The sequence below is a fragment of the Streptomyces sp. NPDC054794 genome, from assembly GCF_053611585.1.
This window is the reverse complement of sequence record NZ_JBSHAQ010000002.1, coordinates 106,019-132,336: the sequence shown is the minus strand read 5'-3', so window position 1 is coordinate 132,336 and position 26,318 is coordinate 106,019. Positions and strand designations below refer to the sequence as shown.

The 26,318-nt window shown below is 71.9% G+C and carries 23 protein-coding genes and 1 tRNA gene; 9 read left to right on the top strand and 15 right to left on the bottom strand.

Annotated features, from left to right (window positions below; genetic code table 11):
• Nucleotides 1-24 precede the first annotated feature (24 nt).
• Genes ACWGKT_RS02665 through ACWGKT_RS02650 form a run of 4 tightly spaced genes read right to left on the bottom strand, consistent with a single transcriptional unit; the run spans nucleotide 25 to nucleotide 5,078 of the window.
• Nucleotides 25-1,362 carry an AAA domain-containing protein gene (locus ACWGKT_RS02665; protein ID WP_453272175.1) on the bottom strand — a complete coding sequence of 446 codons (1,338 nt, stop codon included), beginning with the start codon at nucleotides 1,360-1,362 and terminating at the stop codon, nucleotides 25-27.
• Complete coding sequence (locus tag ACWGKT_RS02660) at nucleotides 1,359-2,954, bottom strand: hypothetical protein (protein WP_453272174.1); 1,596 nt, start codon at nucleotides 2,952-2,954, stop codon at nucleotides 1,359-1,361. Before ACWGKT_RS02660 ends, ACWGKT_RS02665 begins: the two co-directional genes overlap by 4 nt.
• Nucleotides 2,945-4,228 carry a hypothetical protein gene (locus ACWGKT_RS02655; protein WP_453272173.1) on the bottom strand — a complete coding sequence of 428 codons (1,284 nt, stop codon included), beginning with the start codon at nucleotides 4,226-4,228 and terminating at the stop codon, nucleotides 2,945-2,947. The genes ACWGKT_RS02660 and ACWGKT_RS02655 overlap by 10 nt, the downstream gene beginning before the upstream one ends.
• Complete coding sequence (locus ACWGKT_RS02650) at nucleotides 4,125-5,078, bottom strand: phosphatase PAP2 family protein (RefSeq protein ID WP_453272172.1); 954 nt, start codon at nucleotides 5,076-5,078, stop codon at nucleotides 4,125-4,127. The genes ACWGKT_RS02655 and ACWGKT_RS02650 overlap by 104 nt, the downstream gene beginning before the upstream one ends.
• A 211-nt stretch (nucleotides 5,079-5,289) precedes the next feature.
• Between ACWGKT_RS02650 and ACWGKT_RS02645 the strand changes: the two genes are divergently transcribed.
• A complete protein-coding gene (locus ACWGKT_RS02645) occupies nucleotides 5,290-5,886 on the top strand; it encodes a histidine phosphatase family protein (RefSeq protein WP_356155421.1) in 597 nt (198 codons plus the stop codon).
• A 47-nt stretch (nucleotides 5,887-5,933) separates the two neighbouring features.
• Here the strand turns inward: ACWGKT_RS02645 and ACWGKT_RS02640 are convergent, their stop codons facing one another.
• The gene (locus ACWGKT_RS02640) at nucleotides 5,934-7,340 is read right to left on the bottom strand and encodes a hypothetical protein (RefSeq protein WP_453272171.1); all 1,407 of its coding nucleotides are present in this window, start codon (nucleotides 7,338-7,340) and stop codon (nucleotides 5,934-5,936) included.
• A 264-nt stretch (nucleotides 7,341-7,604) separates the two neighbouring features.
• On the opposite strand from ACWGKT_RS02640, the gene ACWGKT_RS02635 reads away from it, so the two are divergent.
• Both ACWGKT_RS02635 and ACWGKT_RS02630 read left to right on the top strand, forming a co-directional pair.
• Nucleotides 7,605-8,003: a hypothetical protein gene (locus ACWGKT_RS02635; protein WP_453272170.1), complete on the top strand. Its 399-nt coding sequence runs from the start codon at nucleotides 7,605-7,607 to the stop codon at nucleotides 8,001-8,003.
• Between the two features lie 325 nt (nucleotides 8,004-8,328).
• Complete coding sequence (locus ACWGKT_RS02630) at nucleotides 8,329-9,198, top strand: spermidine synthase (RefSeq protein ID WP_453272169.1); 870 nt, start codon at nucleotides 8,329-8,331, stop codon at nucleotides 9,196-9,198.
• A 37-nt stretch (nucleotides 9,199-9,235) separates the two neighbouring features.
• On the opposite strand, the gene ACWGKT_RS02625 is transcribed toward ACWGKT_RS02630, so the two are convergent.
• Nucleotides 9,236-9,748: a hypothetical protein gene (locus ACWGKT_RS02625; RefSeq protein ID WP_356155409.1), complete on the bottom strand. Its 513-nt coding sequence runs from the start codon at nucleotides 9,746-9,748 to the stop codon at nucleotides 9,236-9,238.
• Nucleotides 9,749-9,847: 99 nt separating this feature from the next.
• Between ACWGKT_RS02625 and ACWGKT_RS02620 the strand changes: the two genes are divergently transcribed.
• The 3 genes from ACWGKT_RS02620 (at nucleotide 9,848) to ACWGKT_RS02610 (ending at nucleotide 13,535) form a co-directional block, all read left to right on the top strand.
• Nucleotides 9,848-10,555: a response regulator transcription factor gene (locus tag ACWGKT_RS02620; protein WP_356155406.1), complete on the top strand. Its 708-nt coding sequence runs from the start codon at nucleotides 9,848-9,850 to the stop codon at nucleotides 10,553-10,555.
• Nucleotides 10,552-11,955: a sensor histidine kinase gene (locus tag ACWGKT_RS02615; RefSeq protein ID WP_356155403.1), complete on the top strand. Its 1,404-nt coding sequence runs from the start codon at nucleotides 10,552-10,554 to the stop codon at nucleotides 11,953-11,955. Before ACWGKT_RS02620 ends, ACWGKT_RS02615 begins: the two co-directional genes overlap by 4 nt.
• A gap of 107 nt (nucleotides 11,956-12,062) precedes the next feature.
• The gene (locus ACWGKT_RS02610) at nucleotides 12,063-13,535 is read left to right on the top strand and encodes a glycoside hydrolase family 18 protein (protein WP_453272168.1); all 1,473 of its coding nucleotides are present in this window, start codon (nucleotides 12,063-12,065) and stop codon (nucleotides 13,533-13,535) included.
• Nucleotides 13,536-13,633: 98 nt separating this feature from the next.
• Here ACWGKT_RS02610 and ACWGKT_RS02605 read toward each other — a convergent pair whose 3' ends face one another.
• The 4 genes from ACWGKT_RS02605 to ACWGKT_RS02590 all read right to left on the bottom strand — a co-directional run bounded on the left by ACWGKT_RS02605 (nucleotide 13,634) and on the right by ACWGKT_RS02590 (nucleotide 18,466).
• Nucleotides 13,634-15,064 carry a GH1 family beta-glucosidase gene (locus ACWGKT_RS02605; RefSeq protein ID WP_453272167.1) on the bottom strand — a complete coding sequence of 477 codons (1,431 nt, stop codon included), beginning with the start codon at nucleotides 15,062-15,064 and terminating at the stop codon, nucleotides 13,634-13,636.
• A 158-nt stretch (nucleotides 15,065-15,222) separates the two neighbouring features.
• Nucleotides 15,223-16,116 carry a carbohydrate ABC transporter permease gene (locus ACWGKT_RS02600; protein WP_453272166.1) on the bottom strand — a complete coding sequence of 298 codons (894 nt, stop codon included), beginning with the start codon at nucleotides 16,114-16,116 and terminating at the stop codon, nucleotides 15,223-15,225.
• On the bottom strand, nucleotides 16,113-17,138 hold the full coding sequence (locus ACWGKT_RS02595; RefSeq protein WP_453272165.1) for a carbohydrate ABC transporter permease: 1,026 nt from the start codon (nucleotides 17,136-17,138) through the stop codon (nucleotides 16,113-16,115). The genes ACWGKT_RS02600 and ACWGKT_RS02595 overlap by 4 nt, the downstream gene beginning before the upstream one ends.
• Complete coding sequence (locus ACWGKT_RS02590) at nucleotides 17,135-18,466, bottom strand: ABC transporter substrate-binding protein (protein ID WP_235456199.1); 1,332 nt, start codon at nucleotides 18,464-18,466, stop codon at nucleotides 17,135-17,137. Before ACWGKT_RS02590 ends, ACWGKT_RS02595 begins: the two co-directional genes overlap by 4 nt.
• A 311-nt stretch (nucleotides 18,467-18,777) precedes the next feature.
• On the opposite strand from ACWGKT_RS02590, the gene ACWGKT_RS02585 reads away from it, so the two are divergent.
• A complete protein-coding gene (locus ACWGKT_RS02585; RefSeq protein ID WP_453272164.1) occupies nucleotides 18,778-19,833 on the top strand; it encodes a LacI family DNA-binding transcriptional regulator in 1,056 nt (351 codons plus the stop codon).
• A 143-nt stretch (nucleotides 19,834-19,976) separates the two neighbouring features.
• Here ACWGKT_RS02585 and ACWGKT_RS02580 read toward each other — a convergent pair.
• The 4 genes from ACWGKT_RS02580 to ACWGKT_RS02565 all read right to left on the bottom strand — a co-directional run bounded on the left by ACWGKT_RS02580 (nucleotide 19,977) and on the right by ACWGKT_RS02565 (nucleotide 22,761).
• Nucleotides 19,977-20,049, bottom strand: a tRNA-His gene (locus ACWGKT_RS02580).
• Nucleotides 20,050-20,159: 110 nt separating this feature from the next.
• The gene (gene orn, locus ACWGKT_RS02575) at nucleotides 20,160-20,768 is read right to left on the bottom strand and encodes an oligoribonuclease (protein WP_356155388.1); all 609 of its coding nucleotides are present in this window, start codon (nucleotides 20,766-20,768) and stop codon (nucleotides 20,160-20,162) included.
• A gap of 154 nt (nucleotides 20,769-20,922) precedes the next feature.
• Nucleotides 20,923-22,125, bottom strand: a complete 1,203-nt coding sequence (locus ACWGKT_RS02570) for a helix-turn-helix domain-containing protein (RefSeq protein WP_356155385.1) — start codon at nucleotides 22,123-22,125, stop codon at nucleotides 20,923-20,925.
• A 378-nt stretch (nucleotides 22,126-22,503) separates the two neighbouring features.
• Nucleotides 22,504-22,761: a hypothetical protein gene (locus ACWGKT_RS02565; RefSeq protein ID WP_453272163.1), complete on the bottom strand. Its 258-nt coding sequence runs from the start codon at nucleotides 22,759-22,761 to the stop codon at nucleotides 22,504-22,506.
• 334 nt (nucleotides 22,762-23,095) lie between these two features.
• Between ACWGKT_RS02565 and ACWGKT_RS02560 the strand changes: the two genes are divergently transcribed.
• Nucleotides 23,096-23,623, top strand: coding sequence for a universal stress protein (locus ACWGKT_RS02560; RefSeq protein WP_235456193.1), 528 nt, complete (start codon nucleotides 23,096-23,098; stop codon nucleotides 23,621-23,623).
• Nucleotides 23,624-23,750: 127 nt separating this feature from the next.
• Nucleotides 23,751-24,314: a GPR1/FUN34/YaaH family transporter gene (locus ACWGKT_RS02555; protein ID WP_235456192.1), complete on the top strand. Its 564-nt coding sequence runs from the start codon at nucleotides 23,751-23,753 to the stop codon at nucleotides 24,312-24,314.
• A 177-nt stretch (nucleotides 24,315-24,491) separates the two neighbouring features.
• Here ACWGKT_RS02555 and glmS read toward each other — a convergent pair whose 3' ends face one another.
• On the bottom strand, nucleotides 24,492-26,309 hold the full coding sequence (glmS, locus tag ACWGKT_RS02550; protein ID WP_356155379.1) for a glutamine--fructose-6-phosphate transaminase (isomerizing): 1,818 nt from the start codon (nucleotides 26,307-26,309) through the stop codon (nucleotides 24,492-24,494).
• Nucleotides 26,310-26,318 lie beyond the last annotated feature (9 nt).

The window sequence follows — 26,318 nt, the reverse complement described above, 5'->3', positions numbered from 1 at the left end:
ACAGGACGGCCCCGTCGGCTGCGGTCAGGGTTGCCAGACCACCCGGTGTTTCGCGAGGTGGGCCAGGACCGCGTGGTTGGCCTCCCAGCCGTCCGGGAACTTCACGACCGTGCCGAGCTGGACCGGTTCCGTGGAGGGGTAGTCGTCGAGGAGGTCGCTCACGCCGGAGCGGCACACCACGATGCAGGCCTGGCGGTGCCGGGAGGCCAGGACGCACAGGCGGCCCGTCTCCAGGTGGAAGGCGGTGGCGTCGGGGCGGCCGGAGAGCGGGTGGAGGACCACCGTGACGTCGAACTCCCGGCCCTGCAGACGGTTCGCGGTGTCGACGGTGACGTCGGACACCCCGAGCTCCGCCAACGCGGCCCGCACCGCCGCCGCCTGGTCCCGGTGTGCCGTGCCGACCGCGATCCGGTCGGCGGTCAGCGGGGCGGGGTCCGGTGAGCGTTCCGACGTCGCCGCGCCGCCCCGGTCCAGCAGCCGCCGTACGACGGTCGCCACCGCCCGTACCGCCTCCGGGTCGGTACGGGGGGTGTGCCGGGCGGGCAGCTCCAGCAGGCCCCAGCCCGACTCCGCCGCCTCGTCGATCACCCGGTCGGGGCCGGAGCCGTCCGACGGGACCGCGAAGGAGAGACCGCGGTCACCGTGGTCCGTGCCGCTGCGGAACGGCGTGTACGGGTAGAAGGCGTCCGAGACCAGGGGCGCGGCCGAGGCCGGCAGCCGCCAGGACACCGGCAGGCGGTGCTGCGGCAGCTCCGGATTGTGCGCGAGCAGCGTCGTCACCGCCGAGGCCGAGGGGTCGTACGACAGCCCCGCCCACTGCTCACTGCCCACGATCGCGAACGGGTCCAGCTGACCCGGGTCGCCCACGAACAGCGCCCGCTCGAACAGCCCGGCCACGGCGAGCAGCGCGTCCGAGCGCATCTGGTACGCCTCGTCGACGATCGCGTGCCGCCATGGCTCGTCCACCTTGACGTGCGCCCACTTCGCGGCGGTGGACAGCACGACGGGGATCCCGGCCAGGTCCGCCGCCTTCGCCGACTTCCGCACCTGCGGCAGGTCGTCCAGCGCCTTGTCGTACGCGTCCGTGTCGCTGCTGTGCAGCCGGCCGACGGGCAGCTCGGGGTTCTTCTCGGCGAGCCGCAGCACCAGGTCGTCGACCTGCGCGTTGGTCTGCGCGACCACCATCAGCGGACGCCCGGCGTCGGCGAGCTCCAGCGCCGCCCGCACGACCAGCGTCGACTTGCCGGCACCGGGCGGAGAGTCCACGACCACGCCCTGTTCGGTGCCGTGCAGGGTGTCGTGGAGGATCGCGTCGGTGGCGCGGGCCGCCGCCGCACCGGGGTCGAGGACCGGCGCCGTCACAGGATGTCCTCCTCGGTCACGGGGTCGGCCGTCTCCGGCACGGCCGTCTCCTCACCGGGCGGCCCGCCGTGCGTCCACGGGGTCTGCTCCGGGTCGGGCAGCTTGGCGCCGCCGCGCTGGTCGTGCTCGAACAGCGTGAAGCAGAGCCGGTCGCCCTTCTCGGGCACGGAACCGGGCTCGGGCTCCTTGCCACGGCCCATCTTGTCGACGATCCGCAGCACGAGGAGGCCCTCGCCCTCCTCCCCGACGTACTCCGCGGCCTGCGGCTTCCCGCCCAGCGAGCGGTACACCTTCGCCCGCTCGCCCAGGTGCGGGCGGTCGTCCGTGCGGACGGTGACCAGCGGGCGCGGGCTGGGCCGCTTGCCCTCGCCGTACGCCATGACGACCTCCGTGACCTCGCCCGCGAACGCCTCCCCGGACAGCCGCCGCCCGGCCATCACCAGCGGGTCGTCGAGCGCCTCCTGCGCCTCCAGCCGGGCCTGCTCGCGCTCGCGCGTGGCCAGCTTGTTGGCCGCGGTGACCGCGTCGTCCCGGCGCGGCTGCGGGGGCTCCCCGGCCAGCACCCGGTCGCGATGACCGGTGAAGGACCAGCGGTCGCGGGTCCACCGCTCCTCGACGTGCGCGCCCTCGGGCAGCGCCCGCAGCAGGTCGATGCCCCGCCACACCGCGTCCCAGGTGGGCCGGGTACGGCTCGCCACCAGCGCACGGATCTCCCGCTCGGCCGCGGTGAGCGCGGCGAGCCGGTCGTCGGCCTGCAGACCGTCCTCGGCGGCGGCGAGGGCGGCGCGGGCCCGGTCGTAGCGCTCGATGGCCGGGGCGAGCAGCTTGTTGTCGAACGCCGGGTCGGTGGCCGGGCCCGCGGGCGGGCACAGCAGCTGGCCGTCGGCGTCCCGCGCGAGCTCGGCCCGCAGCGCCGCCTCGGCACCCGAGGCGCCCTCGGGCGGGTCGATCCAGGCGAGCAGCTTGCCCAGGTGCTGGTCCTCCAGGCTGGACTGTCCGGTCGCCCAGTGCCGGGCCAGCAGCTCCGTCAGGGCCGGCAGCAGCGCGGAGCCGGGCACCCGGGCCCGCTCCCCGAAGTGGGTCAGCCACCGCCCGAGCAACGGCACCCGGGGCGGCGCCGGGTAGGGGGCCTCCGGCTCCTGCTCGGCGGTGCGGCGAAAACGCGTGGAGCGGCCGAGCAGCCGGACGAAGTCGACGCCCGCCCGGCTCGGCACGATCAGCTGCGGGGCGTCCGCGCACAGGTCGACCTCGACCTTGACCCGCTTGCCGGTCTGCGGGTCGGTCTCGTTGCGCTCCGCGGCTTCCACGCTGTCCGTGTACGACTCGATGTACGGCAGGACGACGTCGGCCAGCTCCGCGAGGAACGCGAAGCGCAGGTCGTGGTCCCGGGGCTGCGGCACCACGAACAGGTGCGGCGCGTCCCGGTCGGTGCCGACCAGCGCCCCGAGCGGGGCTCCGGCCTCACCTGCGGTGGTCAGCGGCACGAACACCAGCGGGCGGTCGGACAGATGCCGGTGCCGGACGGTGGTGGCGGGCCGGGCACGGCCGGTGCTGACGGCCTCCAGCCGGGCGAGCGTGGCGATCAGCGACAAGAGGGCACCTCCTGGCCGGCGGCCGGCGACGTGTCACCGGCGGCCGGGTCGGCGGAGGTCGCGTCCGGGTCGGCGGGCAGCGTGTCCTGGCCGGTTCGGGCACCGGGGATCGTCGTCAGTGCCTCCGCGCGCAGCGCCGCCGCTCTGCGCAGGGCCGCCACCGCCGGGTCGTCCGGGTCGCCGCTGTCGCCGCGGGCCGCCGACAGGACGTCCTCGACCGTGGTGAGGTCGCCCAGGTCGGCGCGGACCGGGCGGCCGAGGGTGGTCACCGCGCCGGCCGCGCGGGAGCGTTCCCGGCAGTGGAAGGCCATTTCGCAGGCGGACAGGCATTCGGGCGCGTACGTCGCCGGCACCGAGTCGACCGCGGCCGTGAGCGCGTCGGCCGGGAGACCGGGGGCGAAGCAGGTGCCCTCGGGCAGGGTGTCGGCGATGTCCTGCAGCCGGGTGAGCCGGACCAGCTGGCGGGCGGTGACCGCGCGCTGTTTGCGGACGTCGACGGCGCAGCCGGTGGGCAGGTTGGTGAAGTCCTTCGGGCAGACCAGGAGCACCTCGTGACGCACGGGCGGAGCCGGTGTCAGACGCCGCGCGACCTCCTCCAGCGCCAGCACGTACACCGCGGCCTGTCGCGCCGCCGCGCCCACCTTCGCCGGGTCCGCCGAACCGTCCAGCATCGGGAAGGACTTGATCTCGACGACCGTCCAGCCGCCGTCCGGGTGCACGACCACCGCGTCCGGTTCGAGGTAGGCGGGGCAGCCCGCCACGTCGAGGGCGAGCATCGGGTGGTTGAGCAGCGTCCAGGAGCCGCGCGCCTCGGTGGCCTCACGCAGCGCCAGCGCCGTACGCGCCGTACGACCCTCGGGGCCCGCCGCGGACAGGTCCGGCACCCGTGCCTCGCGCGGCGGTTCGGCGTCGGGGTCCAGCCGGGTGTGCGCGAGCCGCAGCAGCTCGGCGCCGCCGTCGGCCTTCACCCGTGCCTCGAACGCGTTGCCCCGGATGAAGGCGAACTGCGACTGTCCGAAGGAGGACGGCGCGCCGATCGCGCTCGCCAGCGCCGTCTTGTCCACCCCGGCGCCGTCCAGGATCGCCCGCCGTCGGCACCCGGGGTTCGCGGCGAGCGCCGCGAGGGCGCGCGCGTCCAGTGCCTTCGCCGGTACGTCCGGTCCGCGCAGCTCAGCGAGCCGCTGCCGGAGCGCCTTCGCCCGCGTCGGTGGGAGAGGCGTCCGGCTCGGCCGGGTCTCCGAGCCGCTCCTCGCGCTGCCGTGGAATTCGCTCACCCGCGGAAGTCTGGCATCCGCCACTGACAATCGAGGAAACTGCGCCGCCCGAGCCCTGTGCGACGACCGTGGAACGCGGCCGCAGCCGGCCCCGCACACGGTCCACGATCCGCATCACGTGCGGCGCGAGCAGCAGGCCGGCGCCCATCACCGCGGCGCCGGCGACCGCGTCGAGGAAGTAGTGGTTGGCGGTGCCCATGACCACGATCGCGGTCAGCAGCGGGTAGGCGACACCGGCGACCCTCGTGATGCGCGTACCGCCGTACCGCCACAGCATCACGCCGCACCACAGGGCCCAGCCCACGTGCAGGCTCGGCATGGCCGCGTACTGGTTGGTCATGGCGCCCATGCCGCGCGGGGCGCTGGCGTCGCCGGCCCACCAGCCGTACGAGCTGTACTGGGCCATGGTGTCGACGAAGCCGTGGCCCGCCGTGAGCAGGCGGGGCGGGCAGGTGGGCAGCAGCGTGAAGCCGATCAGACCGATGAACGTGGACGTCATCAGCCAGGTGCGAGCCGCGCGGTAGTGGGCCGTGCGGAACCTGAAGATCCAGACCAGGATCACCGGGGTGACCAGGTAGTGCAGCGAGGCGTACCAGAAGTCGGCCGGTACGCCGAGCCACGCCTCGCGGGTGAACAGCCGGTTGAGCGGGTGCTCGGCGTTGAGGTACAGGGCCTTCTCGATGCGCAGGATCGCCAGGCCGTGGTCGACGGCGGTGGAGACGTCTCCCCGGGCGAGGAGGCGGCCGGCCGAGTAGCTTCCGTACACGAGAAGGATCAGCGGAAGCTCGGTCCACCAGCGCAGCCGGGTCCGCGGGGACACCTCGGTGCCCTCTGTCTCGGTCTGCGGCATCCGATCGCCCTCCCCCGTCTCCCACGCGGCGCCCGGCGGGCCGACCGTGACACTTTACGGTGTGTCCATGTCGCCCGTGCGGGCCGCTCCAGCCCTCAAAGACGCCGCTATCGCCCCCCGGGTTGCCCGAGGACAGCGTGCGCGATGATGGAGGGGTCCCGCCTCCGATTTCTCCTCGCGTTCCGCTTCGCCCGTCCCGGAAAGGCCACCCATGGCACCGCGCATCCTGCTGGCCCGGCACGGACAGACCGCATGGTCGTTGTCCGGCAAGCACACCGGCCGGACGGATGTGCCCCTCCTGGAGGAGGGCCGCCAGGGCGCCAAGGTGCTCGGGGAGCGGCTGCACCGGGCACCGTTCGACGGGCTGGCCGGGGTCGAGGTGCGCACCAGTCCCCTGGCACGCGCGCGTGAGACGTGCGAACTCGCCGGGTTCGGCGAGCGCGCGTCGGTCTGGGACACCCTCATGGAGTGGGACTACGGCGCCTACGAGGGCCTGACCCCGGCCGACATCCAGGCCGTCCGACCCGGCTGGCTGATCTGGCGGGACGGCGTGCCCGAGGGCGAGACCCTCGCCGAGGTGACGGCGAGGGCGGACGAGGTGGTGGCCTGGGCCCGGGCGGCGGACCGGGACGTCCTGGTCTTCGCGCACGGCCACATCCTGCGCTCCATAGGTGCCCGCTGGCTGGGTCTTCCCCTGGACTTCGCCGCCCGCATCCGCCTCAACCCGACGTCACTGTCGATCCTCGGCTGGGCCTACGGCGAACCCGCGATAGAGAGCTGGAACGACTTGGGGCACCTGGCCGCGTAGGCCCGCCAGGCCGCGTAGGCCTGCCGGACCGCACGGGCCGCCGTCGCTCACATCGGCCGGGGCAGGCTCGTGTGCCGTTCCAGGAACTCCGACACCCCGCAGGCCCGCCGGTGCGGCAGCAGCACCCGGGCGGTGCCCGCCAGCATCGTCTGGATGCGGGAGGACTGCACCTGGTCCAGCAGGTCGAGGACCTGCATCCCGGCCAGCGCCGCCTCGTCGGGCCGTCCCCCGCGCGCGAGGTCGTCGGCGAGTTCGGCGGTGTACAGGGCGATGTTCCGGGTGAAGTGCGGATCCTGCAGCTGGGCGGCGCGGCGCGCGTGCCGGGCCGCGCGGGGCCAGTCGCCCAGCGTCGACCAGCACTGCGCCTCCAGCCCCTCCAACTCGGCCTCTCCGTAGAAGCTCATCCACTCGGGATCGGCGTCCGAGTGGCCCCGCTCGAAGAGGGCCTGCGCCCGGGCCAGGGCCTGTTCGCACCCGGTGCGGTCGGCGAGCCCCGCCCAGCCGCCCGCCTCGCGCAGCGCGAGCAGCGACATCAGCCGCGCGGAGCCCAGCGGGCGCCCCACCCGCTGGGCCGCCTGCGCCGCCCGCACCGCCTCCCGGGGCCGGCCCGCGTCCCGGGCCAGGAACGCCGTGTTGCAGAACGCGTGCGCCTCCAGGGCGTCGTCCCCGGTCATCCGGGCGGTGGCCAGTGCCTCGGCGTAGTGCGAGCGGGCGTCGTCGAAGCGGCCGGAGTCGTGGGCCAACCAGCCCACCGAGATGGCCAGTTCACCGGCGCCCGAGTGCAGCCGGTCGACGGTCGTCTGCCGGGTCGCTCCGGCGTCCAACAGCTCGTACGCGGCGCGCAGCGGAGCCGCCGCGCGTCGGTACAGGCCGTCTGCGCCGTGCCGGTCGTCGAGCAACCGGATTCTGCGGACGGCCTCCTCCAGGGCGGCCGCCTCTGAGGACCCGGCGCGGCGGATCGGCTGCTCCGCGGCCGCGGCGTCGATGGTGAGCCCGAACGGGCCCAGCGCGGCGGCCACCGTGGCGCCCCCGCCGGTCATGAATGCGCGACGCAGCACGTCGCTCTCCTCGTGGTTCTCGTGCGTGTCGTACGGGTCCTGCGTGTCATACGGCTCTAAGGCCCCCGGCGTCTCACCCGTCGCGGCGGGTTCCGGGCGCGCTGCGCGTCCGCGGACGGACGAGCGGGGCGCGAAGCCCAGGTCGGCGAGCGTGCGACCGGGGAACATGTGCAGGAACACCCGTTCGTACGCGTAGTTCGGGCAGCGGATCTCACCCGCCTCCACCCGGCCGACGTAGCGCGCGTCACAGCTCACCCGCTCACCGATCTCGCGGGCGGCCCGCCGTACCAGCGCGGCGAACTCCGCCGGTGAACGGTGGCCGCGCAGCTGCCGGAAAGCGAGGTTGGGCCGCGGCGGCCGGTTGGGCTGCAACGAGGTCACCATTGACGACGTCATGGCCGGGTCCTCTCGTGCGAACCGTCGAACCATGCCGGATTCAGGGGAAACAGGGGCAAGTCGCCCGTGTGGCACTCTGATTCCGGCGGGCAAGAACGTACCCGCTGTATCGGACTCGCCACGCTGCGTTTGGCTACAAACCGGATATCTCATCCACGATCTGCCATGAACTGCCATCCTTTGCGGCGCACTTGCGCCGTAGCCGTTGACACGGAGCCGCGTTGGACGGGGTGGACCGCGAAGGGCTGTGTGGTGGAGGCCGGAATGGAGACCAGCCGGAGCAACGATCCCTGTACGTCGGCCAGTACGGCGTGCGATGTGGGCTGCGACCTCGTGACGGTGCCGGCCCGGCAGGGGCTGGAGGCGGTGGACATCCTGCGGCGGGGGGCCGGGGACTCGGTGGGGCCCGTCCTGCACGACGACGAGTGCGACACGCTCGGCTTCCTGGTGCCGCCGGGGACCGCGGCCGCCTGGGACGTCCCGGGGAGCACCTGCACGAAGACCGACGGCCGCGGGCTGAGCCTGCCCCCCGAGCCGCCGGTGGAGGGCTCGGACTGGCTCCTGCCCCCCGGCGAGGCCGACCTCGCCACCGACCCGACGGTCCTGCGCCGCGCCCTGGGCGAGGCGGCCCGCCTGATCGAGGCGGCGGACAGCTGCCGCTGAGCTCTTCTGGCCGTCCGGGGCGGTCGGCGCCGGGGTTGCGTCCGGCGGACCGCCGCGTCGCCGGTTCCACGGACCGCTGTCGATGTGGCCCGACCGGCCGCCGTTTTCCCGGTTCCACGGGTCGCCGTCGGCGTGGCCCGACCGGCTGCCGCCTGCCCGGCGCCACTGGCTGCCGGGGGGCGTCCTACCGCCTTCCGCTTCCCGGCCCCACCGGCGGCCGTCGGTATGGCGTCCGGCCACCCGTCGCCCCTTCCCGTCCTCCCGCCCGCCGCCGCTCCCGGTGCCCCGTCCGGCAGGCGTGTCCCGGGCCTGCGAAAATGGTTCGATGGGGAAGTCCAGGGGTCCGCGGCGCAGGTCGGTGGCCGTCGAAGCCGTCACCGAGGCCGTCGACGGCGGCCTGGCGCAGCTCATACCCGACCCCGACCGCGGACGGGCCTGGACGCTGCTGATCGACGGCGCCCCGCAGTCGCACGTCGACCTCGACGACCCGGCGTACCTCTCCTTCGAGTACCAGCGGCGGCTCGGGCACGTCATCGACCTGCTCGCCCCGCCCGGCAAGCCCGTCCAAGCCGTACACCTCGGCGGCGGCGCCTTCACCCTCGCCCGGTACGTCGCCGCGACCCGCCCCCGCTCCACCCAGCAGATCGTCGAGCGCGACGCGAGCCTCGTCCAGCTGGTCCGCCGTGAGCTCCCCCTGGACCCGGGCGCCCGGATCCGGTTGCGGTCGGTGGACGCCCGCGAGGGCCTCGCCAAGGTGCCGGACGGCTGGGCGGACCTGGTCATAGCCGACGTGTTCAGCGGAGCCCGTACACCCGCCCACCTCACCTCGACCGAGTTCCTGGACGAGGTACGCCGGACCCTTGCGCCCGCCGGCGTCTTCGCCGCCAACCTCGCCGACGGCCCGCCGCTCGCCCATCTGCGCGGTCAGATAGCCACGGCCGCCGCCCGCTTCGCCGAACTCGCGCTGGTCGCCGACCCGGCCGTGCTGCGCGGCAAGCGGTTCGGCAACGCCGTCCTCGTCGCCTCGGACGGGCCGCTGCCGGTCGCCGAACTGACCCGCCGGGCCGCCTCCGACCCGCACCCGGCCCGGGTCGAACACGGCAGGTCCCTCACCGACTTCACCGGGGGGGCCGTCCCCGTGACGGACTCCGCGGCGGTCGCCTCACCGGCCCCGCCGCCCTCCGTGTTCCGCTGACCGCGACGGGCTCAAGTCCCGCGCGAGGCAGGGCCGCTCAGTAGGTGCCGATCTCCACCCGCGGCGGCCCGTCGTGCCACGTGCAGAACACCGACACCCGGTCCGCGCCCCTGCTGAACTCCACCCGGATCCACGACTCCGTCTTCCACACCTGCATCGACCAGCCGGTGCCCGGCGTCGCCGAGACCAGCGTCGCGCTCGTCGTGCCCAGGTCGAAGACCGCGCGCCCGCCGTCGGTGTCATAACCCTTGATCTGCCCGGCGGAGCCGGCGGAGGGGCTGAGTTTGCGGGTCGGGGTGCGCGAGGGCGTCGGCGTGGCGGACGCGGACGGCTTGCCGGAGGGACTCTCGGACGCGGCCGGCGGCCGGGCCGTCGACGACGCCAGCGGCTTCGACCGCTGCGTGGTCGCGTCGGCCGCCGTGATGGGCAGGGCGCGCGGCGGATCGTAGGCGGTCCCCGCCATGACCGTGTGGACACCCCACCACGACAGCGTGACCGCCGCGCCCGTGGCGAGCGACCAAGCCAGTACGTGTACGAGTCCCTTGCGCATCGCGGGCCATACTGCCTCACGTGTCCCACCGGACGCACATGGTCGGAGTTATCCACAGGCGCCGGACCGGTATCGGCCGCATGGCGTACGGTGCGGCGCATGGCAAGTGTGCTCGTGGTCGAGGACGACCAGTTCGTACGCTCGGCGCTCATCCGGCATCTGACCGACGCCTCGCACACCGTGCGCAGCGTCGGCACGGCGCTGGAGGCGCTGCGCGAGGTCGCCCATTTCCGTTTCGACGTGGTCATCCTGGACCTCGGCCTGCCCGATCTGGACGGGTCCGAGGCCCTGAAGATGCTGCGCGGCATCACCGACGTGCCCGTCATCATCGCCACCGCGCGCGACGACGAGACGGAGGTCGTCCGGCTGCTCAACGCGGGCGCGGACGATTACCTCACGAAGCCGTTCTCGGTCGAACACCTGTCGGCCCGCATCGCCGCCGTGCTGCGCCGCGCCCGCGCGACCACCGGCGAGGCCCCGCCCTCCGCCGTGATCCGGGTCGGTGGCCTGACCGTCGACCCGCTGCGCCGCCAGGCCGAACTCGACGGCGTGCGGCTCGACCTGACCCGCCGCGAGTTCGACCTGCTCGCCTTCCTGGCCGGCCGGCCCGGCGTCGTCGTCCCGCGCAAGGAACTGCTCGCCGAGGTCTGGCAGCAGTCGTACGGCGACGACCAGACCATCGACGTCCATCTGTCCTGGCTGCGGCGGAAGTTGGGGGAGACCGCAGCCCGCCCGCGCTATCTGCACACCCTGCGCGGCGTCGGCGTGAAGCTCGAACCGCCCCAGGGAGCGGAGCCGTCGCGATGAGATGGGCACTGGTCAAGGTCTGTCTGGCGGTCACCACCATGGTCGTGGTCGCCTTCGCGGTCCCGCTCGGACTGGTCATCAAGGAGATGGCCCGGGACCGCGCCTTCTCGAACGCCGAGCGCGAGGCCGCAGCCCTCGCCCCGGCGCTGTCCATCACCACCGACCGGGACAAGCTGGAGCGGGTCGTCGCCTCCGCGGGCTCGGACGCGGGGATGGCCGTGCACATACCCGCCGTCGACGCCACGGCGGCCGTCGACCTCGGCCGGCAGCGCGCCGCGGACCGGGACATCGCGACGGTGCGCCGACTGGGCCGCGCCTCGACCACGGAGGTGCCCGGCGGCTCCACCCTGCTCCAGCCTGTCGCGCTGAGCTCGGGGGCGATAGCCGTCGTCGAGGTGTACGTCCCCGAGTCCGAGGTCAGCAACGGCGTGGGTACGGCCTGGGCGGTCCTCGCCGCGGTCGGCGTCGCGCTGATCCTCGGCTCGGTCGCCGTCGCCGACCGGCTGGGCGGACGGATGGTGCAGCCCGCCCAGCGGCTCGTCGAGGGCGCGCACGAGCTCGGGGAGGGCAAGCTCGGGGCGAGAGTGCCGGAGGAGGGGCCGAACGAACTGCGGCTGGCCGCCGTGGCGTTCAACTCCATGGCCGACCAGGTGGTCCAACTCCTGGCGAACGAGCGGGAGCTGGCGGCCGACCTCTCCCACCGGCTGCGCACCCCCCTCACGGTCCTCCGGCTGAACGCGGCCTCACTGGGCGACGGCGCGGCCGCCGAGCAGACCCGGGCCGCCGTGGCCCAGCTGGAGCGCGAGGTCGACACGATCATCCGTACGGCCCGGGAGGCCAAGCCGCAGACCGCGGCCGCCGGTCCCGGCGCCGGCTGCGATGCCGGCGAAGTCGTCCGCGAGCGGATGGAGTTCTGGTCCGCGCTGGCCGAGGACGAGGGCCGCAAGTGGCGGGTGGCCGGCGTGGACCGGCCGGTGCGCATACCCGTGGCCCGCGCCGACCTGGCCGCGGCCCTCGACGCCCTGCTCGGCAACGTCTTCCGGCACACCGCGGAGGGCACGGCCTTCGCGGTCGACGTGCACAACGGGGAGGACGCGGTGATCGTGCTGGTCTCGGACGCGGGCCCCGGCATACCCGACCCCGAGGCCGCGATGGCCCGGGGCCGCGGCTCCGGCACCGACGGTTCGACCGGCCTCGGCCTGGACATCGTGCGCCGGCTCGCCGAGTCCACCGGCGGTGACGTGCGGATCGGCTCGTCGGTGCTGGGCGGCACCGAGGTGCGGATCTGGATCCAGCTGGACGGGCGCGAGCCGGTGCGCAGGGGCCACCGGGGCGCCGTGCGCCGCCGCCGCGCCCGCAGATTGGTCTCTACCTTTAACCGTTCCCGATCCCTTCCTTAAGCGCACCCTAAGATCCTCAACGGCCGCCCCGATCAGGCAGTTTGTCCGATTCTCGGCCGCTAGCGTGCTGCCGCACCCCACCCGGAAGAGCGAAGGCAGGCACGCGCATGAGTATCCACCGGCGCAGGATCAGTGGCAGGAACAAGACGATCGGCGGTCTGGTGGCCGCGGCCGTGGTCGGCGGCGGAGCGGTCATGTTCAGCGGTATCGCGCACGCCGCCGGGGTCGGCGCCGCGTACACCAGGACCAGCGACTGGTCGACGGGGTACACCGGGCAGTACGTCGTCACGAACAACAGCGACCGGGCGGAGAAGGACTGGACGCTGGAGTTCGACCTGCCGGCCGGCACGAAGCTCAGCTCCCTGTGGAACGGCGAGTCGAGCGTGAGCGGGCAGCACGTCACCGTGAAGCCGCCGAAGTGGGACACGGACGGGCTGGCGCCCGGAAAGTCGGTCACCGTCGGCTTCGTGGTGAACGGCACCGGCGCGCCGACCGGTTGTCGCATCGACAACGCGAAGTGTTCCGCCGACGACACCGCGACGCCCGAGCCGAGCGGCCGCCCGACGCAGTCGCAGGCCCCGACGGCGGCCCCCACCCCGTCGTCCTCCACCACACGCCCGTCGACCCCGACCCCCACGCCCACCCCCTCCCAGAGCACGGGAACCGGCACCGGCAGCGGCACCACCACCTCCGCCGGTTTCGCCCCGTACGTCGACACGTCCCTCTACCCGGCCTTCGACCTCCTCGCCGCCGCGGACGCGACCGGCGTGAAGAACTACAACCTGGCCTTCGTCACGGACGGCGGCGGCTGCACGCCCAAGTGGGGCGGCGTGACCGACCTGGGCAGCGACGGCGTGGCGGCCCAGATCGGCTCCCTGCGCGCCAAGGGCGGCGACGTCCGGGTCTCCTTCGGCGGCGCCTCCGGCTCCGAACTGGCCACGACCTGCTCCTCGGCGGACGCGCTGGCGGCGGCGTACGGCAAGGCCGTGGACGCCTACAAGCTCACGAAGGTCGACTTCGACGTGGAGGGCGGGGCGCTGCCCAACACGGCGGCCAACACGCGCCGCGCCCAGGCCATCGCCAAACTCCAGGCGCAGCACCCGAACCTGGACGTCTCCTTCACCCTCCCCGTCATGCCCGAGGGGCTGACCCAGGACGGCGTGAACCTGCTCTCCAACGCCAAGTCCAACGGCGTGAAGATCAACACGGTCAACATCATGGCGATGGACTACGGCGCCTCGTACAGCGGCGACATGGGCACGTACGCCGAGCAGGCCGCCACCGCGACCCAGGCCCAGGTCAAGAGCGTGCTGGGGCTGTCCGACAGCGCGGCCTGGAAGACGGTCGCCGTCACCCCGATGATCGGCGTCAACGACGTCTCCACCGAGGTCTTCAAGGTCGACGACGCGACGCAGCTGGCGAGCTTCGCCAAGTCCAAGGGCATCGCCTGGCTGTCGATGTGGTCCGCCACCCGCGACAAGCAGTGCACCGGCGGCCCCAAGCCCACCGCCGACGCCACGTGCAGCTCGATAGCCCAGGACAAGTTCGCCTTCTCGAAGGCCTTCGCCACGATCGGCTGACCCGAACCACCGATCCAACGGGGCCCGCGCCCCGGCCGAACGTCCCCCACCTTCGGCCGGGGCACGCGGGCGTCGGCGCTCGGGCCCCCGAGACCCCCCTACATCCCCGCCCCCACCTCCGGCAGTGCCCCCGTCCGAGCTGCTCGGGCGTACCAGTGGGCGCTCGACTTCGGGGTGCGCTCCAGGGTCGAGTAGTCCACGTACACCGCGCCGAACCGTTTGCCGTAGCCGTACGCCCACTCGAAGTTGTCCATCAGGGACCACAGGTAGTAGCCGCGCACGTCCGCGCCGTCGGTGATGGCGCGGCGGACCGCCGCGAGGTGGCCGTGCAGATAGGCGATGCGCTCGGGGTCGTGGACGCGGCCGTCCGGGTCCGGCTTGTCGTCGTACGCCGCGCCGTTCTCCGTCACGTACAGCGGCACGCCCGGCGCCTCCCGGCTGTACCGCATGATCAGCTCGTGCAGGCCTGCCGGGTCGATCGTCCAGCCCATCTCGGTGCGCTCGCCCGGCGTCTGGTGGAAGGCCACGTCGTCCGCGCCCGGCCAGGGGGAGTGGTCGCTCGCCCCGTGCCCGTCCACGCGCGGGCCGGAGGCCACCGACCCGGCCGCCGAGACCAGCGCCGGCGTGTAGTAGTTGAGGCCCAGCGCGTCCAGCGGCTGGTGGATCGCCGCGAGGTCGCCGTCGCGCACGTACGACCAGTCCGTCACCGACGACGTGGCCGACAGCAGCGTGCGCGGGTACGCCCCGTGCAGCATCGGCCCGTGGAAGACCCCGTTGGCCAGGTCGTCGATCTTCCGCGCCGCCGCGAGATCCGCCGGGTCTCGCGACACCGTGCGCACCACCGAGGAGTTGAGGCTCACCGCGACCGAGTTGCGGGCCGGCATCACCGAGCGCAGGGCCGAAGCACCCAGCCCGTGGGCCAGGTTCAGGTGATGGGCCGCCCGCAGCGACGCCTCCGGCTCCGTACGTCCCGGAGCGTGCACCCCCGAGCCGTACCCCAGAAAGGCGCTGCACCACGGCTCGTTGAGCGTGATCCACTGCTCCACCCGGTCGCCGAGGGCCTCGCCCACGATCCGCGCGTACTCGGCGAAGCGGAGCGCCGTGTCCCGCTCCGGCCAGCCGCCCGCGTCCTCCAGCTCCTGCGGCAGGTCCCAGTGGTAGAGGGTGATCGCCGGCTGGATGCCGTGCGCGAGCAACTCGTCGACCAGCCGCCGGTAGAAGTCCAGGCCCACCTGGACCGCCGGGCCCCGCCCCGTCGGCTGCACCCGGGACCAGGAGACGGAGAACCGGTACGCGGTCAGGCCCAGCTCCGCCATCAGCGCCACGTCCTCGCGGTAGCGGTGGTAGTGGTCGACAGCGATGTCACCGGACTCGCCACCGGCCGTCTTGCCCGGCGTATGGCTGAAGGTGTCCCAGATCGAGGGGGTGCGGCCGTCCTCCCGCACCGCTCCCTCGATCTGGTACGCGGAGGTCGCGGCGCCCCAGAGGAAGGCGGGAGGAAAGGTCACGGGGGTAACGGGTTCAGACATGGAAGCGCTCCCATGGGAGATCGGCCGTGGAGACCGACGGGCGAATGGGGAGGGGGAGAGGAAGGAAGAAGGGGAGGGAAGGAAGAAGGGGAGGAAGAGGGGGAGGAAGAGGGGGCCGAGGTGGCGGTGGTTCGGCCCCCTGGAGGCCTGGCCGCGGGTCAGCCCTTGACCGCGCCCTGCATGATCCCGCCCACGATCTGCTTGCCGAACAGCAGGAAGGCGACGAGCAACGGCAGCGTGCCGAGCAGCGCGCCCCCCATGATCACCGCCTGGTCCGGCACATAGCCGGTGCCGAGCGAGTTCAGCGCGACCTGCACGGTCGGGTTCTGCTGGTTCAGGGCGATGATCGGCCACAGGAAGTCGTTCCAGGCGAACACGAAGGTCAGCAGGCCGAGCACGGCCATCGCCGGCCGCGCCGCCGGGAACACCACGTGCCACACGATCCGCAGACTGCTCGCCCCGTCCACCCGGGCCGCCTCGATCAGCTCGGTCGGCAGCGCCTGCACCAGGTACTGCCGCATGAAGAACGTGCCGAACGCGGTCACCAGGCTGGGCAGGATGACCGTCTGCAGCTGGTTGGACCAGCCGAGGTCGGACATCCACAGATACAGCGGTACGACGGCCAGCTGCGGCGGGATCATCATCGTGCCGATCGTCAGCAGCAGCAGGACGTTCGAGAACCGGAACCGCAGCTTGGCGAAGGCGAACCCGGCCAGCGTCGAGAACAGGACCGTACTGACCGTGATCATGCCCGCGACGAACGTGGAGTTGAGCATCGCGGTGCCGAGACCGGCCTCGTCCCACGCGGACTGGAGGTTCCTGAACAGGTTCCCGCCGAACCACAGCGGCGGCGGGGTCTGCGCCAGCCGCCGGTCGGTGCGCGAGGCCGCGACCGCCGTCCACACCAGGGGCGCCAGCGAGACCAGCGCGAAGACGGTCAGCACGACATAGGTGACCGGGCCCGCGTTCAGCTGCTTGCCCGCGCCCAGCATCCGGCGGCGCCTCGGCCGGGCCTCGGCCGTCGTGGGCAGGGTCAGTTCACTGGTGGTCATTGGGACTTCCTCAGCCGTCGGGTGAGCAGCAGATTGACCGCGGCGACGACCAGCAGGATCAAGAACATCGACCAGGCGATCGCGGACGCCTTGCCGAGGTTGCCGATGATCCAGCCCTGGTCGTACATGTACAGGCCGAGCGTCTGGTACTGGTGCTCCGAACCGCCCTTCGAGCCGCTGACCCCGCCGAACAGCAGGGGCTCGCCGAAGAGCTGGGTCGCGCCGATGGTGGAGACGACCACCGTGAACAGGATCGTCGGCCGCAGCTGCGGGATCGTCACGTGCCGGAACTGCTGCCAGCGGTTGGCGCCGTCGATCGCCGCCGACTCGTACAGGTCGGTCGGGATCGCCTGCATCGCCGCGAGGTAGATCAGCGCGTTGTAGCCGGTCCACCGCCAGATCACGATGGAGGACACCGCGAACTGCGAACCCCAGTCGGATTCCCGCCAGTTGACGGGATCCACGCCGAAGAAGTGCAGGATCCAGTTGATCATGCCGCCGTCCCAGGAGTACAGCAGCGTGAACACCAGCGTCGCCGCCGCCACCGAGGTGGCGTACGGGGTGAGCATCACGACCCGCCACACGGTGGAGCCGCGCAGCCGGTAGTTGAGCAGGTGCGCGAGCCCGAGCGCCGCCATCAGCTGCGGCACGGTCGAGATCACGCCGATGGTGAAGGTGTTGCCGAGGGCGTTCCAGAAGAAGTCCGAGGACAACAGGTTCTTGTAGTTGTCCAGGCCCGCCCAGGTCTGGTGGTCCAGCGCGGACAGCTGCACGTCGTGCAGCGAGTACCAGGCCGTGTACAGCAGCGGGACCAGTGAGAAGGCCCCGAAGAGCAGGAAGAAGGGGGCGATGAACGCGTACGGCGACGCCTTCATGTCCCAGCGGTAGAGCCGGCTGCGCCAGGAGTCGGCGTCGGCCGGCGCACCGCGACCGTCCGCGCCCGGGGCCGCGCCCGGCTGCTTGCCGGACGCGGCGTCAGGGCTCGACGCGGGCTGCGCGAGAGCCTGCTTGGGGTTGGTCACTGGCCGAGCACGTCCTTGATCTCCTTACCGGCCGCGTTCCAGCCGTCCGAGGGGCTCTTGCCCTTCTGCTCGACCTGGAGGATGCCGACGTCGGTGAGCGCGGTGTTGATCGGCTGGTCCTTGATGCCGAAGTACTGGACCGGGATGGTCTTGGCCGAGTCGGCGAAGATCTGCGTGATCGGCGCGTCGGAGAAGTACGCCGTGGTGTCCGCCGCCGGCTTCAGGCTCGTGTACGCCGACGGGGTCGACGGGAAGCTGGCCTGCTTGGCGAAGACCTTGGCCTGCTGCTCGGGCGCGGTCAGCCACTTGGCCAGTTCGACGGCCTCCTTCTGGTGCTTGCCCGCCGTCGGCACGCCGAGGAAGGAGCCGCCCCAGTTGGCCGCGGTCGGCGCCGCCGCCACGTCCCAGTTGCCCTTGCCGGAGTCACCGGACTTCTGCTCGATGTAGCCGATCATCCAGGCCGGGCAGGCCACCGACGCGAAGGTGCCGTTGGCGTAGCCCTGGTCCCAAGGCTTGTCGAACTGCTTCAGCTTCGCCGACATGTCGCTGGTCGCCACGGTCATCGCGACGTCCCAGGCCTTCTTCACGCCGTCGGACTTGTCCCAGATGACGTTGCCGTCCTTGTCGTAGTACCGCTCGCTGCCGCCGCCGAGGGCCGCGTTGTAGACGGAGGAGGCCGAGTCCACGAACTTGGTGCCCTTGGGCGCCTTCTTCATGTACTCCTTGCCCAGGTCGACGTACTTGGCCCAGTCGCCCTTCCACTGCGCGGCGAGCTTGGTCCGGTCCGTCTCCAGGCCGGCCTTCTTGAACAGGTCCTTGCGGTAGCAGATGGCCATCGGGCCGACGTCCGTGCCGAGCCCGATCAGCTTGCCGTCCTTCGTGGTGGCCTGGGCGTTCTTCCAGTCCAGCCACTGGGACTTGTCGACGTCCTTGCCGAGGTCGACGAACTTGCCGCCCTGCGTCTGCACGGCCTCGGTGATGTTGCCGACCTCGATGGCCTGGATGTCGTCGGTGCCGGAGCCGGCCTGCAGCCGGGTGAGCACCTTCGGCCAGTACACGTCTGTACGGGTGGTGACGTTCTCCTTGATGTTGATGTCCGGGTGCAGCTTCATGTACTCGTCGTAGAGGCCGGCCTGCTTGTAGCCGAAGACGCCGAAGGTCCCGATGGTCAACGTGGTCTTGCCCTTGCCACTGCCGTTGCCGCCGCCGTCCGACTTGGACGAGCCGTCGTCCGAGTCGTTGGCGCAGCCGGCCAGCAGTCCCGTGGCCAGCGCGGCGACGGCCGCGAAGGCCACCAGCCTGTGGGACCGGCGGGTGCTCGTGCGCATTGCGTCCTCCTGTTGCCTGACGTGCCGACCCCCCGGCCAACTGCACTGTTGGGCCCGTTCGTACTCGCTGCGGCTCGGGCGGGGAACGTGCGGGATGTGTATGTGTCAGGTACTGTGGGAGCGCTCCCACAAGTGATGTGTTGAAGAGTCGCCGCTTCCCGCGGGGGTGTCAAGGGAGTGAGCGCGGCGAGATGCGTTCAGTTATCGGCCCGTTGGCCGACCCGGGTGGGGCGCCCGAGCGACGATCACCGTCGCGGTGCGACTGTTAGATTCCAGGCCAGCCACATGAACGGTCGAGGGAGGCGGGGCCCATGGCAAGCCACGGAACGCGGGGGCGCAGTGGTGGTCGGCCGACCCTCGAAGAGGTCGCCGCCCGGGCCGGCGTCGGCCGCGGCACGGTCTCCCGGGTGATCAACGGCTCGCCCCGGGTCAGCGAGGCGACCCGCGCGGCCGTCGAGGCGGCGGTCGCCGAGCTCGGCTACGTGCCCAACACCGCGGCCCGCGCCCTGGCCGCCAACCGCACGGACGCGATCGCCCTGGTCGTCCCCGAGCCGGAGACCCGCTTCTTCGCGGAGCCGTACTTCTCGGACATGCTGCGCGGCGTCGGCGCGGAACTCTCCGACACCGAGATGCAGTTGCTGCTGATCTTCGCGGGCAGCGACCGGGAGCGGCAGCGGCTCGCCCAGTACCTGGCCGCGCACCGGGTGGACGGCGTCCTGCTGGTCTCGGTCCACGCGGACGACCCGCTGCCCGACCTGCTCGCCCAGCTGGAGATCCCGGCCGTGATCAGCGGCCCCCGCTCGGCGGCGGAGAAGCTGACCTCGGTCGACTCGGACAACTACGGCGGCGGCCGCTCGGCGGTCGAGCACCTGCTCTCCCGCGGCCGCCGCAGGATCGCCCACATCACCGGGCGCCTCGACGTGTACGGCGCCCAGCGCCGCGTCGCCGGCTACCGCGACGCCCTGCGCGACGCGGGCCACGAGGTGGACGAACTCCTCATCGAGTCCGGCGACTTCACCGAGGAGGGCGGCCGGCGCGCGATGACGGAGCTGCTGGCCCGCCGCCCCGACCTGGACGCGGTCTTCGCCGGCTCGGACGTCACCGCGGCCGGCGCCCGCCAGGTGCTGCGCGAGGCGGGCCGCCGCATCCCTGACGACGTGGCCCTGGTCGGCTACGACGACTCGGCCATCGCCCGCCACATGGACCCGCCGCTCACCAGCGTCCGCCAGCCCATAGACGAGATGGGCCGCGCGATGATCGACCTGCTGCTGACGGAGATCGCCGACCGCCGCCCGGCCGCGTCCCGGGAGCTGGAGCGACGGCACCTGGTACTGCCCGCGGAGCTGGTGGTGCGTACGTCGTCCTAGGCGTCGCCGCGCCTGGGCGCCTCGGTGCTTCGGGTCTCGGACACGAGCCTCGCAGGCGCGGCCGGATGGGCAGGGGCGTGGGCCCGGAAAACGAATCAGCCGGTGACCCAGTCTTTCGACTGGGTCACCGGCTGATTACTCAGGGTGAGTGACGGGACTCGAACCCGCGGCATCCTGGACCACAACCAGGTGCTCTACCAGCTGAGCTACACCCACCACGACCGGCGGTTCGGTTCCGTGTTTTCCCCGACCGGCCGAGAAAAAGTGTACAGGGTCCGAAGGGGTGCTCGCGCACGGCTTTTCCAGTAGCCCCGCGCGGGCCCCCGTCACGCCTGCTGAGCAGGCAGGACGTGCTTGGCGGCGATCGTCCTCGCGGTGTCCGAGTCCGGGCCCGGCTCCGGTACGAAGATGGCCTCGCGGTAGTACCTCAGTTCCGCGATCGACTCGCGGATGTCGGCGAGGGCGCGGTGGTTGCCGTTCTTCTCGGGGCTGTTGAAGTAGGCCCGCGGGTACCAGCGCCGGGCGAGCTCCTTGATGCTGGAGACGTCGACGATCCGGTAGTGGAGGTAGTCCTCCAGGGTCGGCATGTCCCGCAGCAGGAAGCCGCGGTCGGTGCCCACGGAGTTGCCGCACAGCGGGGCCTTGCCGGGTTCCTTCACCCACTCCCGGACATACGCCAGGACCTGCGCCTCGGCGTCGGCCAGCGTCGTACCGCCGGCCAGCTCGTCGAGCAGTCCGGACGCGGTGTGCATCCGACGCACCACCTCCGGCATCGTCTCCAGTGCCGAGTCCGGGGGACGGACGACGATGTCCACCCCTTCGCCCAGCACGTTCAGCTCGGAGTCGGTGACCAGCGCGGCCACCTCGATGAGAGCGTCGTCGGACAGCGAGAGACCGGTCATCTCGCAGTCGATCCACACCATGCGATCGTTCATGTGTCTAACCTTACGGCGCGCTGCCGCCCGGAGCGGAGCCCCCGGACGGCGGTCGATTTCCCGGCCCACGCGGACGGGTACAAGAAAAGGGGGTCCGGGACTCAGCCCCGGACCCCCTTTTCGGTGTTCTGCGGTGTTCTTCGGTGTTCTTCGCTCAGCTGGCGCTGCGCGGTCCCGGCAGGCTAGGCGAGAGGCCGAGCGTGGCCGTACGTCGTGTCTGCATCGGCACCGGGCTCTCCGGATGCAGCATGGCGGGCGGTGGACCCATCGGTCCCGGCGGCAGTCCGGGCGCACCGGCCATGGACGCCGCGGACTCCGGGTCGCTGTGCCGTTCGCCCTGCGGCCGCCGCGCCCGGTAGGCGGCGCGGTAGGCCGCCGGGGACGAGCCCAGCTGGCGGCGGAAGTGGCCGCGCAGGGCCACCGGCGAACGGAATCCGCACCGGCCCGCCACCTCGTCCACCGAGTAGTCCGACGTCTCCAGCAGCCGCTGTGCCTGCAGCACCCGCTGGGTGATCAGCCACTGCAGGGGAGCGCTCCCGGTGAGCGAGCGGAAGCGGCGGTCGAAGGTGCGCCGGCTCATGTAGGCGCGTGCCGCCAGCGTCTCCACGTCGAACTGCTCGTGCAGATGCTCCAGCGCCCAGGCGACGACCTCGGCGAGCGGGTCGGCGCCGATCTCCTCCGGTAAAGACCGATCGAGGTAGCGCTCCTGACCGCCGGACCGGCGCGGCGGGACCACCAGGCGACGGGCGAGCGCGCCGGCCGCCTCGTTGCCGTGGTCCGTCCGCACGATGTGCAGACACAGGTCGATCCCGGCCGCCGTACCCGCCGACGTGAGGACGTCCCCGTCGTCGACGAACAGCTCTCTCGGATCGACGTGCACCGACGGGTAGCGCTTGGCCAGCGTCGGTGCGTACATCCAGTGCGTGGTCGCGGGCCGGCCGTCCAGCAGGCCCGCCGCCGCGAGGACGAAGGCGCCGGTGCACAGTCCGACGATGCGCGCCCCCTCCTCGTGCGCCCGGCGCAGCGCGTCGAGCGCGTCCTCGGGCGGTGGCGAGGTGATCGACCGCCAGGCCGGCACCACGACGGTGCCCGCCCGCGAGATCGCCTCCAGGCCATGCGGCGCGGTGAGTTCCAGGCCCCCTGTGGTCCGCAGCGGGCCTTCCTCGCCGGCCGCCACCAGCAGGCGGTAGCGCGGCACTCCGGCGTCCTGGCGATCGATGCCGAACACCGAGAGCGGTATGGAACTCTCGAAGATGGGGCCGCCGCTGAACAGCAGCACCGCGACGATCTCCTTGCGGCGTCGCCCGGACAGCTTCCGGGCCGCGGCTTCCGGCGCGGCAGTGGAGTCGTGGCTCATCCTGCTAAGCCCCCCTCGGTGGTCGCGGCTCCTCGGTTGTGTCGCTCCTGCACGTTTCCCCTTGGTCCTGCACGAGTCCCCCGCCGTAAGACAGTCAAGATCGAATCTACTGGGTCCCGCGTTGTCGCGATGACCAGATCGACACTCGGTACAAAGTCGACATGACAACTTGGCGTGAAGCATTCGATCACGAAGCGTTGCACTCGTGGGCCGTGCGGGGAAGTGCGCCTTGTCGCGGTGGCTAAACCGCGTAGGGTGCGCAGGGCCGCCTGGACCCTTTCCGTGCAGGTGGAACGGGGGTTGGGGGGTGGTTGGGTGCCCTCTTGCACACTGTCCAGAAGTTGGCTGAAAAGAAGCGTCCGTGTGCGCGGAAACCGGTCAGTCGACCGGTCTATTGCCCTTGGTGTGACGTCCGCCTCTTTGCGTGGCGCAGCGTTCGGAGTGGCGCAGGAGAATCCGACACACTCCCGTGACGGCGGCCAGGCCGAACGCGGTACCCGCGGCGCCGGCCAGCGAGGTGCCGTACCAGAGCAGGACGACGGGGACGAGGACGCAGCTGAAAGCCGCCCAGCGGACCACGTCGCTGACGGTGTCCGGCGTGGAACGCGGCTCGGTGGTGTGTCGGGGTCCGGACATCACGTACTCCCTGTCGCGGTGGCTCACCCCGGATCAACGCGTGTTCGATCGGTCGGTCACCGCAGGCGGGGCCACGCGTTGTTGAATCCCGTGCAAACCGCCTGTACGGGGCAGCAACCATTGCGTTACGGGCGCCCCCTCGTGCATGCTCCCTGGAACCCCGCGATGGGGTCCCCCGGTTCGAGCGACCCGGAAACCGGGGGAATGTGAGGGCTCTGGGCGAAGGAGGCGTGCCGCCGTACCCTTGGGGGTATGGGGTCGGGAAGATGTTTCCCGGACACAGCTCCGCGCACATTGCCGTCCCATCCACGAGGATCACAACGCCGAGACACCCATGGCCGGTCACGAATTCTTCGAACCCGCGGACCGCAAGCGGCCGGTCGCCGACCACACGGCGGCCGATCCCCTGGCGGCGGAAGAGTCACGTCCCTCCTGCGATCCCGCCTTCAAGCACGGCGTCGTCGTCGGCTTCGACGGCTCGACGTCCAGCGAGCGCGCCCTCGCCTACGCGATCGGCATGGCGCATCGCTCCCGCTCGGGCCTGATCATCGTCCACGTCGCCAACCGGCTGCCGACCACGGTGTGGGCGGGGTGCGAGCCACCCGTCTTCGTCGACGTGCCGGACCACCGCACCGAGGTGCTGGGCCTGGAGCTCGCCTGCGCCGACTATCTGGCGGAGGTGCCCTGGATCCTCGTCGAGCGCGGCGGTGACATCTGCCACGAGCTCGAAGAGGTGGGCAAGGAGTACGAGGCCGACGCGATCGTCGTGGGGTCCACCCACGGGATCGTCGGACGCATCTTCGGATCCGTCGCGGGGCGGCTCGCCAAGCGGGCCCGGCGGCCCGTGGTGGTCATCCCGTAGCCCTCTCGCCCGCGGTCAACTCCCTTTGCGGACCGGTTAAATCTACTCATGCGTAGATGTGTTTGTGCCCTTGTGAAGGGCATATATCGGTCACCGCGCACCTGCACATGCATGAAGGGAGCCCGCCGTGGACAACGACGTCTCTGCGGGAAGCACCACCACGACCGTCGGCCGACTCGCCCTGGGTATCACCCTGTTGGCGTTCGGACTCGGCAACACCGATGTGATCGACGGCGTGACGGCGGCAGACGCCGTATCCCTTGCCCACTACGTCGGCGGCGTCGCACTGTTCGTCGCCGGCCTGCTGGCCCTCCGTGACCGCGACTCGGCCACCGGTACGGCCTTCTCGGCGCTCGGCGCCCTCTGGTTCACCTGGGCGGTCTCGGCCGGGAACCAGATGTCGGACAACGCCGCCGGACTCTTCCTGCTCCTGTTCGCCCTCGTGGCGCTGTCGTTGACCGTGGCGGGCGGCGACAGGCTCGTCCAGGGCACCTACGGACTGCTGTTCGTGTCCATGCTCCTGCTCGCCGTCGCCCGCTTCGCGGACAGCGGCAGCCTGACCAAGGTCGGCGGCTGGTGCGCCGTCGCCGCCGGAGCGGTCGCCTGGTACGGCGCCACCGCGGCCCTCGCCCACTGGCCCACGGCCCTTCCGCGACGCGCTGCCGGCCGGGGGGTGACGGCCACCGGCTGAAACGGCAGCGATACCGGGGAGTTGGGCGGCCCCGGTGGATATGAGCGGACCCCCCGTGGCTGGTGGCGCACAGGGGGTCCGTTCCCCTTTTTGCGCCTGAACCGGCGCCGCTTTCGCGGACGTGGTTGCTCGCCGCAGGGGTTGCTCGATTATCGCTGCCGCCGGCGCGGGGATTTCCTACTCCACCGTCACTGACTTGGCCAGGTTGCGCGGCTTGTCGATGTCGCGGCCCAGGGCCTTGGCCGTGTGGTAGGCGAGGAGTTGGAGCGGGATGCCCATCAGGATCGGGTCCAGCTCGTCCTCGTTCTTCGGGACGACGATCGTCTGGTCGGCCTTCTCCTGCGGCTGGTGCGCCACCGCGAGGATCTGGCCGCTGCGGGCCTTGATCTCCTCCAGGGCGGCGCGGTTCTTCTCCAGCAGGTCGTCGTCGGGGACGATCGCCACGGTCGGCAGGGCGGGCTCGATCAGCGCCAGCGGGCCGTGCTTGAGCTCGGAGGCCGGGTAGGCCTCGGCGTGGATGTAGGAGACCTCCTTGAGCTTGAGGGAGGCCTCACGGGCCACCGGGTAGCCCCGGACGCGGCCGATGAAGAGCATCGAGCGGGCCTCGGCGTACTGCTCGGCCAGCTTCTTGACCTCGTCCTCCTGCTCCAGGATCTCGGTGATCTGTGCGGGCAGCCGGCGCAGGCCCTCGATGATCCGCTTGCCGTCGCGCACCGAGAGGTCACGGGTGCGGCCCAGGTGCAGGGCGAGCAGCGCGAAGGCGACCGTCGTGTTCGTGAAGCACTTGGTGGACACCACGCACACCTCGGGCCCGGCGTGCACGTAGATACCGCCGTCCGCCTCGCGGGCGATCGCGGAGCCGACCACGTTGACCACGCCGAGGACCCGCGCGCCCTTGCGCTTCAGCTCCTGCACGGCGGCCAGCACGTCGTACGTCTCACCGGACTGGGAGACCGCGACGTACAGCGTGTCGGGGTCCACGACCGCGTTGCGGTAGCGGAACTCGGAGGCCGGCTCGGCGTCGGCGGGGATGCGGGCCAGCTCCTCGATCATCTGGGCGCCGATCATGCCCGCGTGGTACGAGGTGCCGCAGCCGAGGATCTTCACGCGGCGGATCTTGCGCGCCTCGCGGGCGTCCAGGTTCAGGCCGCCGAGGTGCACGGTGGAGAAGCGGTCGTCGATGCGGCCGCGCAGCACGCGGTCCACGGCGTCGGCCTGCTCGTGGATCTCTTTGTGCATGTACGTGTCGTGGCCGCCCATGTCGTACGAGGCCGCCTCCCACTCCACGGTGGTCGGCTCGGCCGTCGTCCGGGTGCCCTCGGTGGTGTACGTGCGGAAGTCGTCGGCCTTGAGGGTGGCCATCTCGCCGTCGTCGAGGGTGACTATCTGGCGGGTGTGGGTGACCAGCGCGGCGATGTCCGAGGCGACGAACATCTCCTTCTCGCCGATGCCGAGGACGACCGGGGAGCCGTTTCGCGCCACCACGATGCGGTCCGAGAAGTCGGCGTGCATCACGGCGATGCCGTAGGTGCCCTCGACGAGCCGGAGCGCCTGGCGGACCTTCTCCTCCAGGGTCTGAGCCTGGGAGCGGGCGATCAGGTGGACGAGGACCTCGGTGTCGGTCTCGGAGAGGAACTCGACGCCGTCCGCCTCCAGTTTGCGGCGCAGGTCGGAGGCGTTGTCGATGATGCCGTTGTGCACGACGGCGACCTTCTGGTCGGCCGACATGTGCGGGTGGGCGTTCACGTCGGACGGGGCGCCGTGGGTGGCCCAGCGGGTGTGGGCGATGCCGGTGGTGCCCTTGAAGCGCGCCGGGACCTTGGCCTCCAGGTCGCGCACCCGGCCCTTGGCCTTGACCATCTTCAGGCCGGCCGTCTTCGGGGAGGTGACGACGATGCCCGCGGAGTCGTATCCGCGGTACTCCAGGCGCTGCAGGCCTTCCAGGAGCAGCGGCGCGACGTCGCGCTTCCCGATGTATCCGACAATTCCGCACATGTATAGGTA

Coding starts and splice junctions, on each gene's coding strand:
- ACWGKT_RS02570 (WP_356155385.1), bottom strand. CDS start 22,125: ATGAGCCACGACTCCACTGCCGCGCCGGAAGCCGCGGCCCGGAAGCTG.
- ACWGKT_RS02610 (WP_453272168.1), top strand. CDS start 12,063: ATGAGTATCCACCGGCGCAGGATCAGTGGCAGGAACAAGACGATCGGC.
- ACWGKT_RS02565 (WP_453272163.1), bottom strand. CDS start 22,761: ATGTCCGGACCCCGACACACCACCGAGCCGCGTTCCACGCCGGACACC.
- ACWGKT_RS02625 (WP_356155409.1), bottom strand. CDS start 9,748: ATGCGCAAGGGACTCGTACACGTACTGGCTTGGTCGCTCGCCACGGGC.
- ACWGKT_RS02630 (WP_453272169.1), top strand. CDS start 8,329: ATGGGGAAGTCCAGGGGTCCGCGGCGCAGGTCGGTGGCCGTCGAAGCC.
- ACWGKT_RS02605 (WP_453272167.1), bottom strand. CDS start 15,064: ATGTCTGAACCCGTTACCCCCGTGACCTTTCCTCCCGCCTTCCTCTGG.
- ACWGKT_RS02600 (WP_453272166.1), bottom strand. CDS start 16,116: ATGACCACCAGTGAACTGACCCTGCCCACGACGGCCGAGGCCCGGCCG.
- ACWGKT_RS02615 (WP_356155403.1), top strand. CDS start 10,552: ATGAGATGGGCACTGGTCAAGGTCTGTCTGGCGGTCACCACCATGGTC.
- glmS (WP_356155379.1), bottom strand. CDS start 26,309: ATGTGCGGAATTGTCGGATACATCGGGAAGCGCGACGTCGCGCCGCTG.
- ACWGKT_RS02560 (WP_235456193.1), top strand. CDS start 23,096: ATGGCCGGTCACGAATTCTTCGAACCCGCGGACCGCAAGCGGCCGGTC.
- ACWGKT_RS02620 (WP_356155406.1), top strand. CDS start 9,848: ATGGCAAGTGTGCTCGTGGTCGAGGACGACCAGTTCGTACGCTCGGCG.
- orn (WP_356155388.1), bottom strand. CDS start 20,768: ATGAACGATCGCATGGTGTGGATCGACTGCGAGATGACCGGTCTCTCG.
- ACWGKT_RS02645 (WP_356155421.1), top strand. CDS start 5,290: ATGGCACCGCGCATCCTGCTGGCCCGGCACGGACAGACCGCATGGTCG.
- ACWGKT_RS02585 (WP_453272164.1), top strand. CDS start 18,778: ATGGCAAGCCACGGAACGCGGGGGCGCAGTGGTGGTCGGCCGACCCTC.
- ACWGKT_RS02640 (WP_453272171.1), bottom strand. CDS start 7,340: ATGACGTCGTCAATGGTGACCTCGTTGCAGCCCAACCGGCCGCCGCGG.
- ACWGKT_RS02590 (WP_235456199.1), bottom strand. CDS start 18,466: ATGCGCACGAGCACCCGCCGGTCCCACAGGCTGGTGGCCTTCGCGGCC.
- ACWGKT_RS02635 (WP_453272170.1), top strand. CDS start 7,605: ATGGAGACCAGCCGGAGCAACGATCCCTGTACGTCGGCCAGTACGGCG.
- ACWGKT_RS02650 (WP_453272172.1), bottom strand. CDS start 5,078: ATGCCGCAGACCGAGACAGAGGGCACCGAGGTGTCCCCGCGGACCCGG.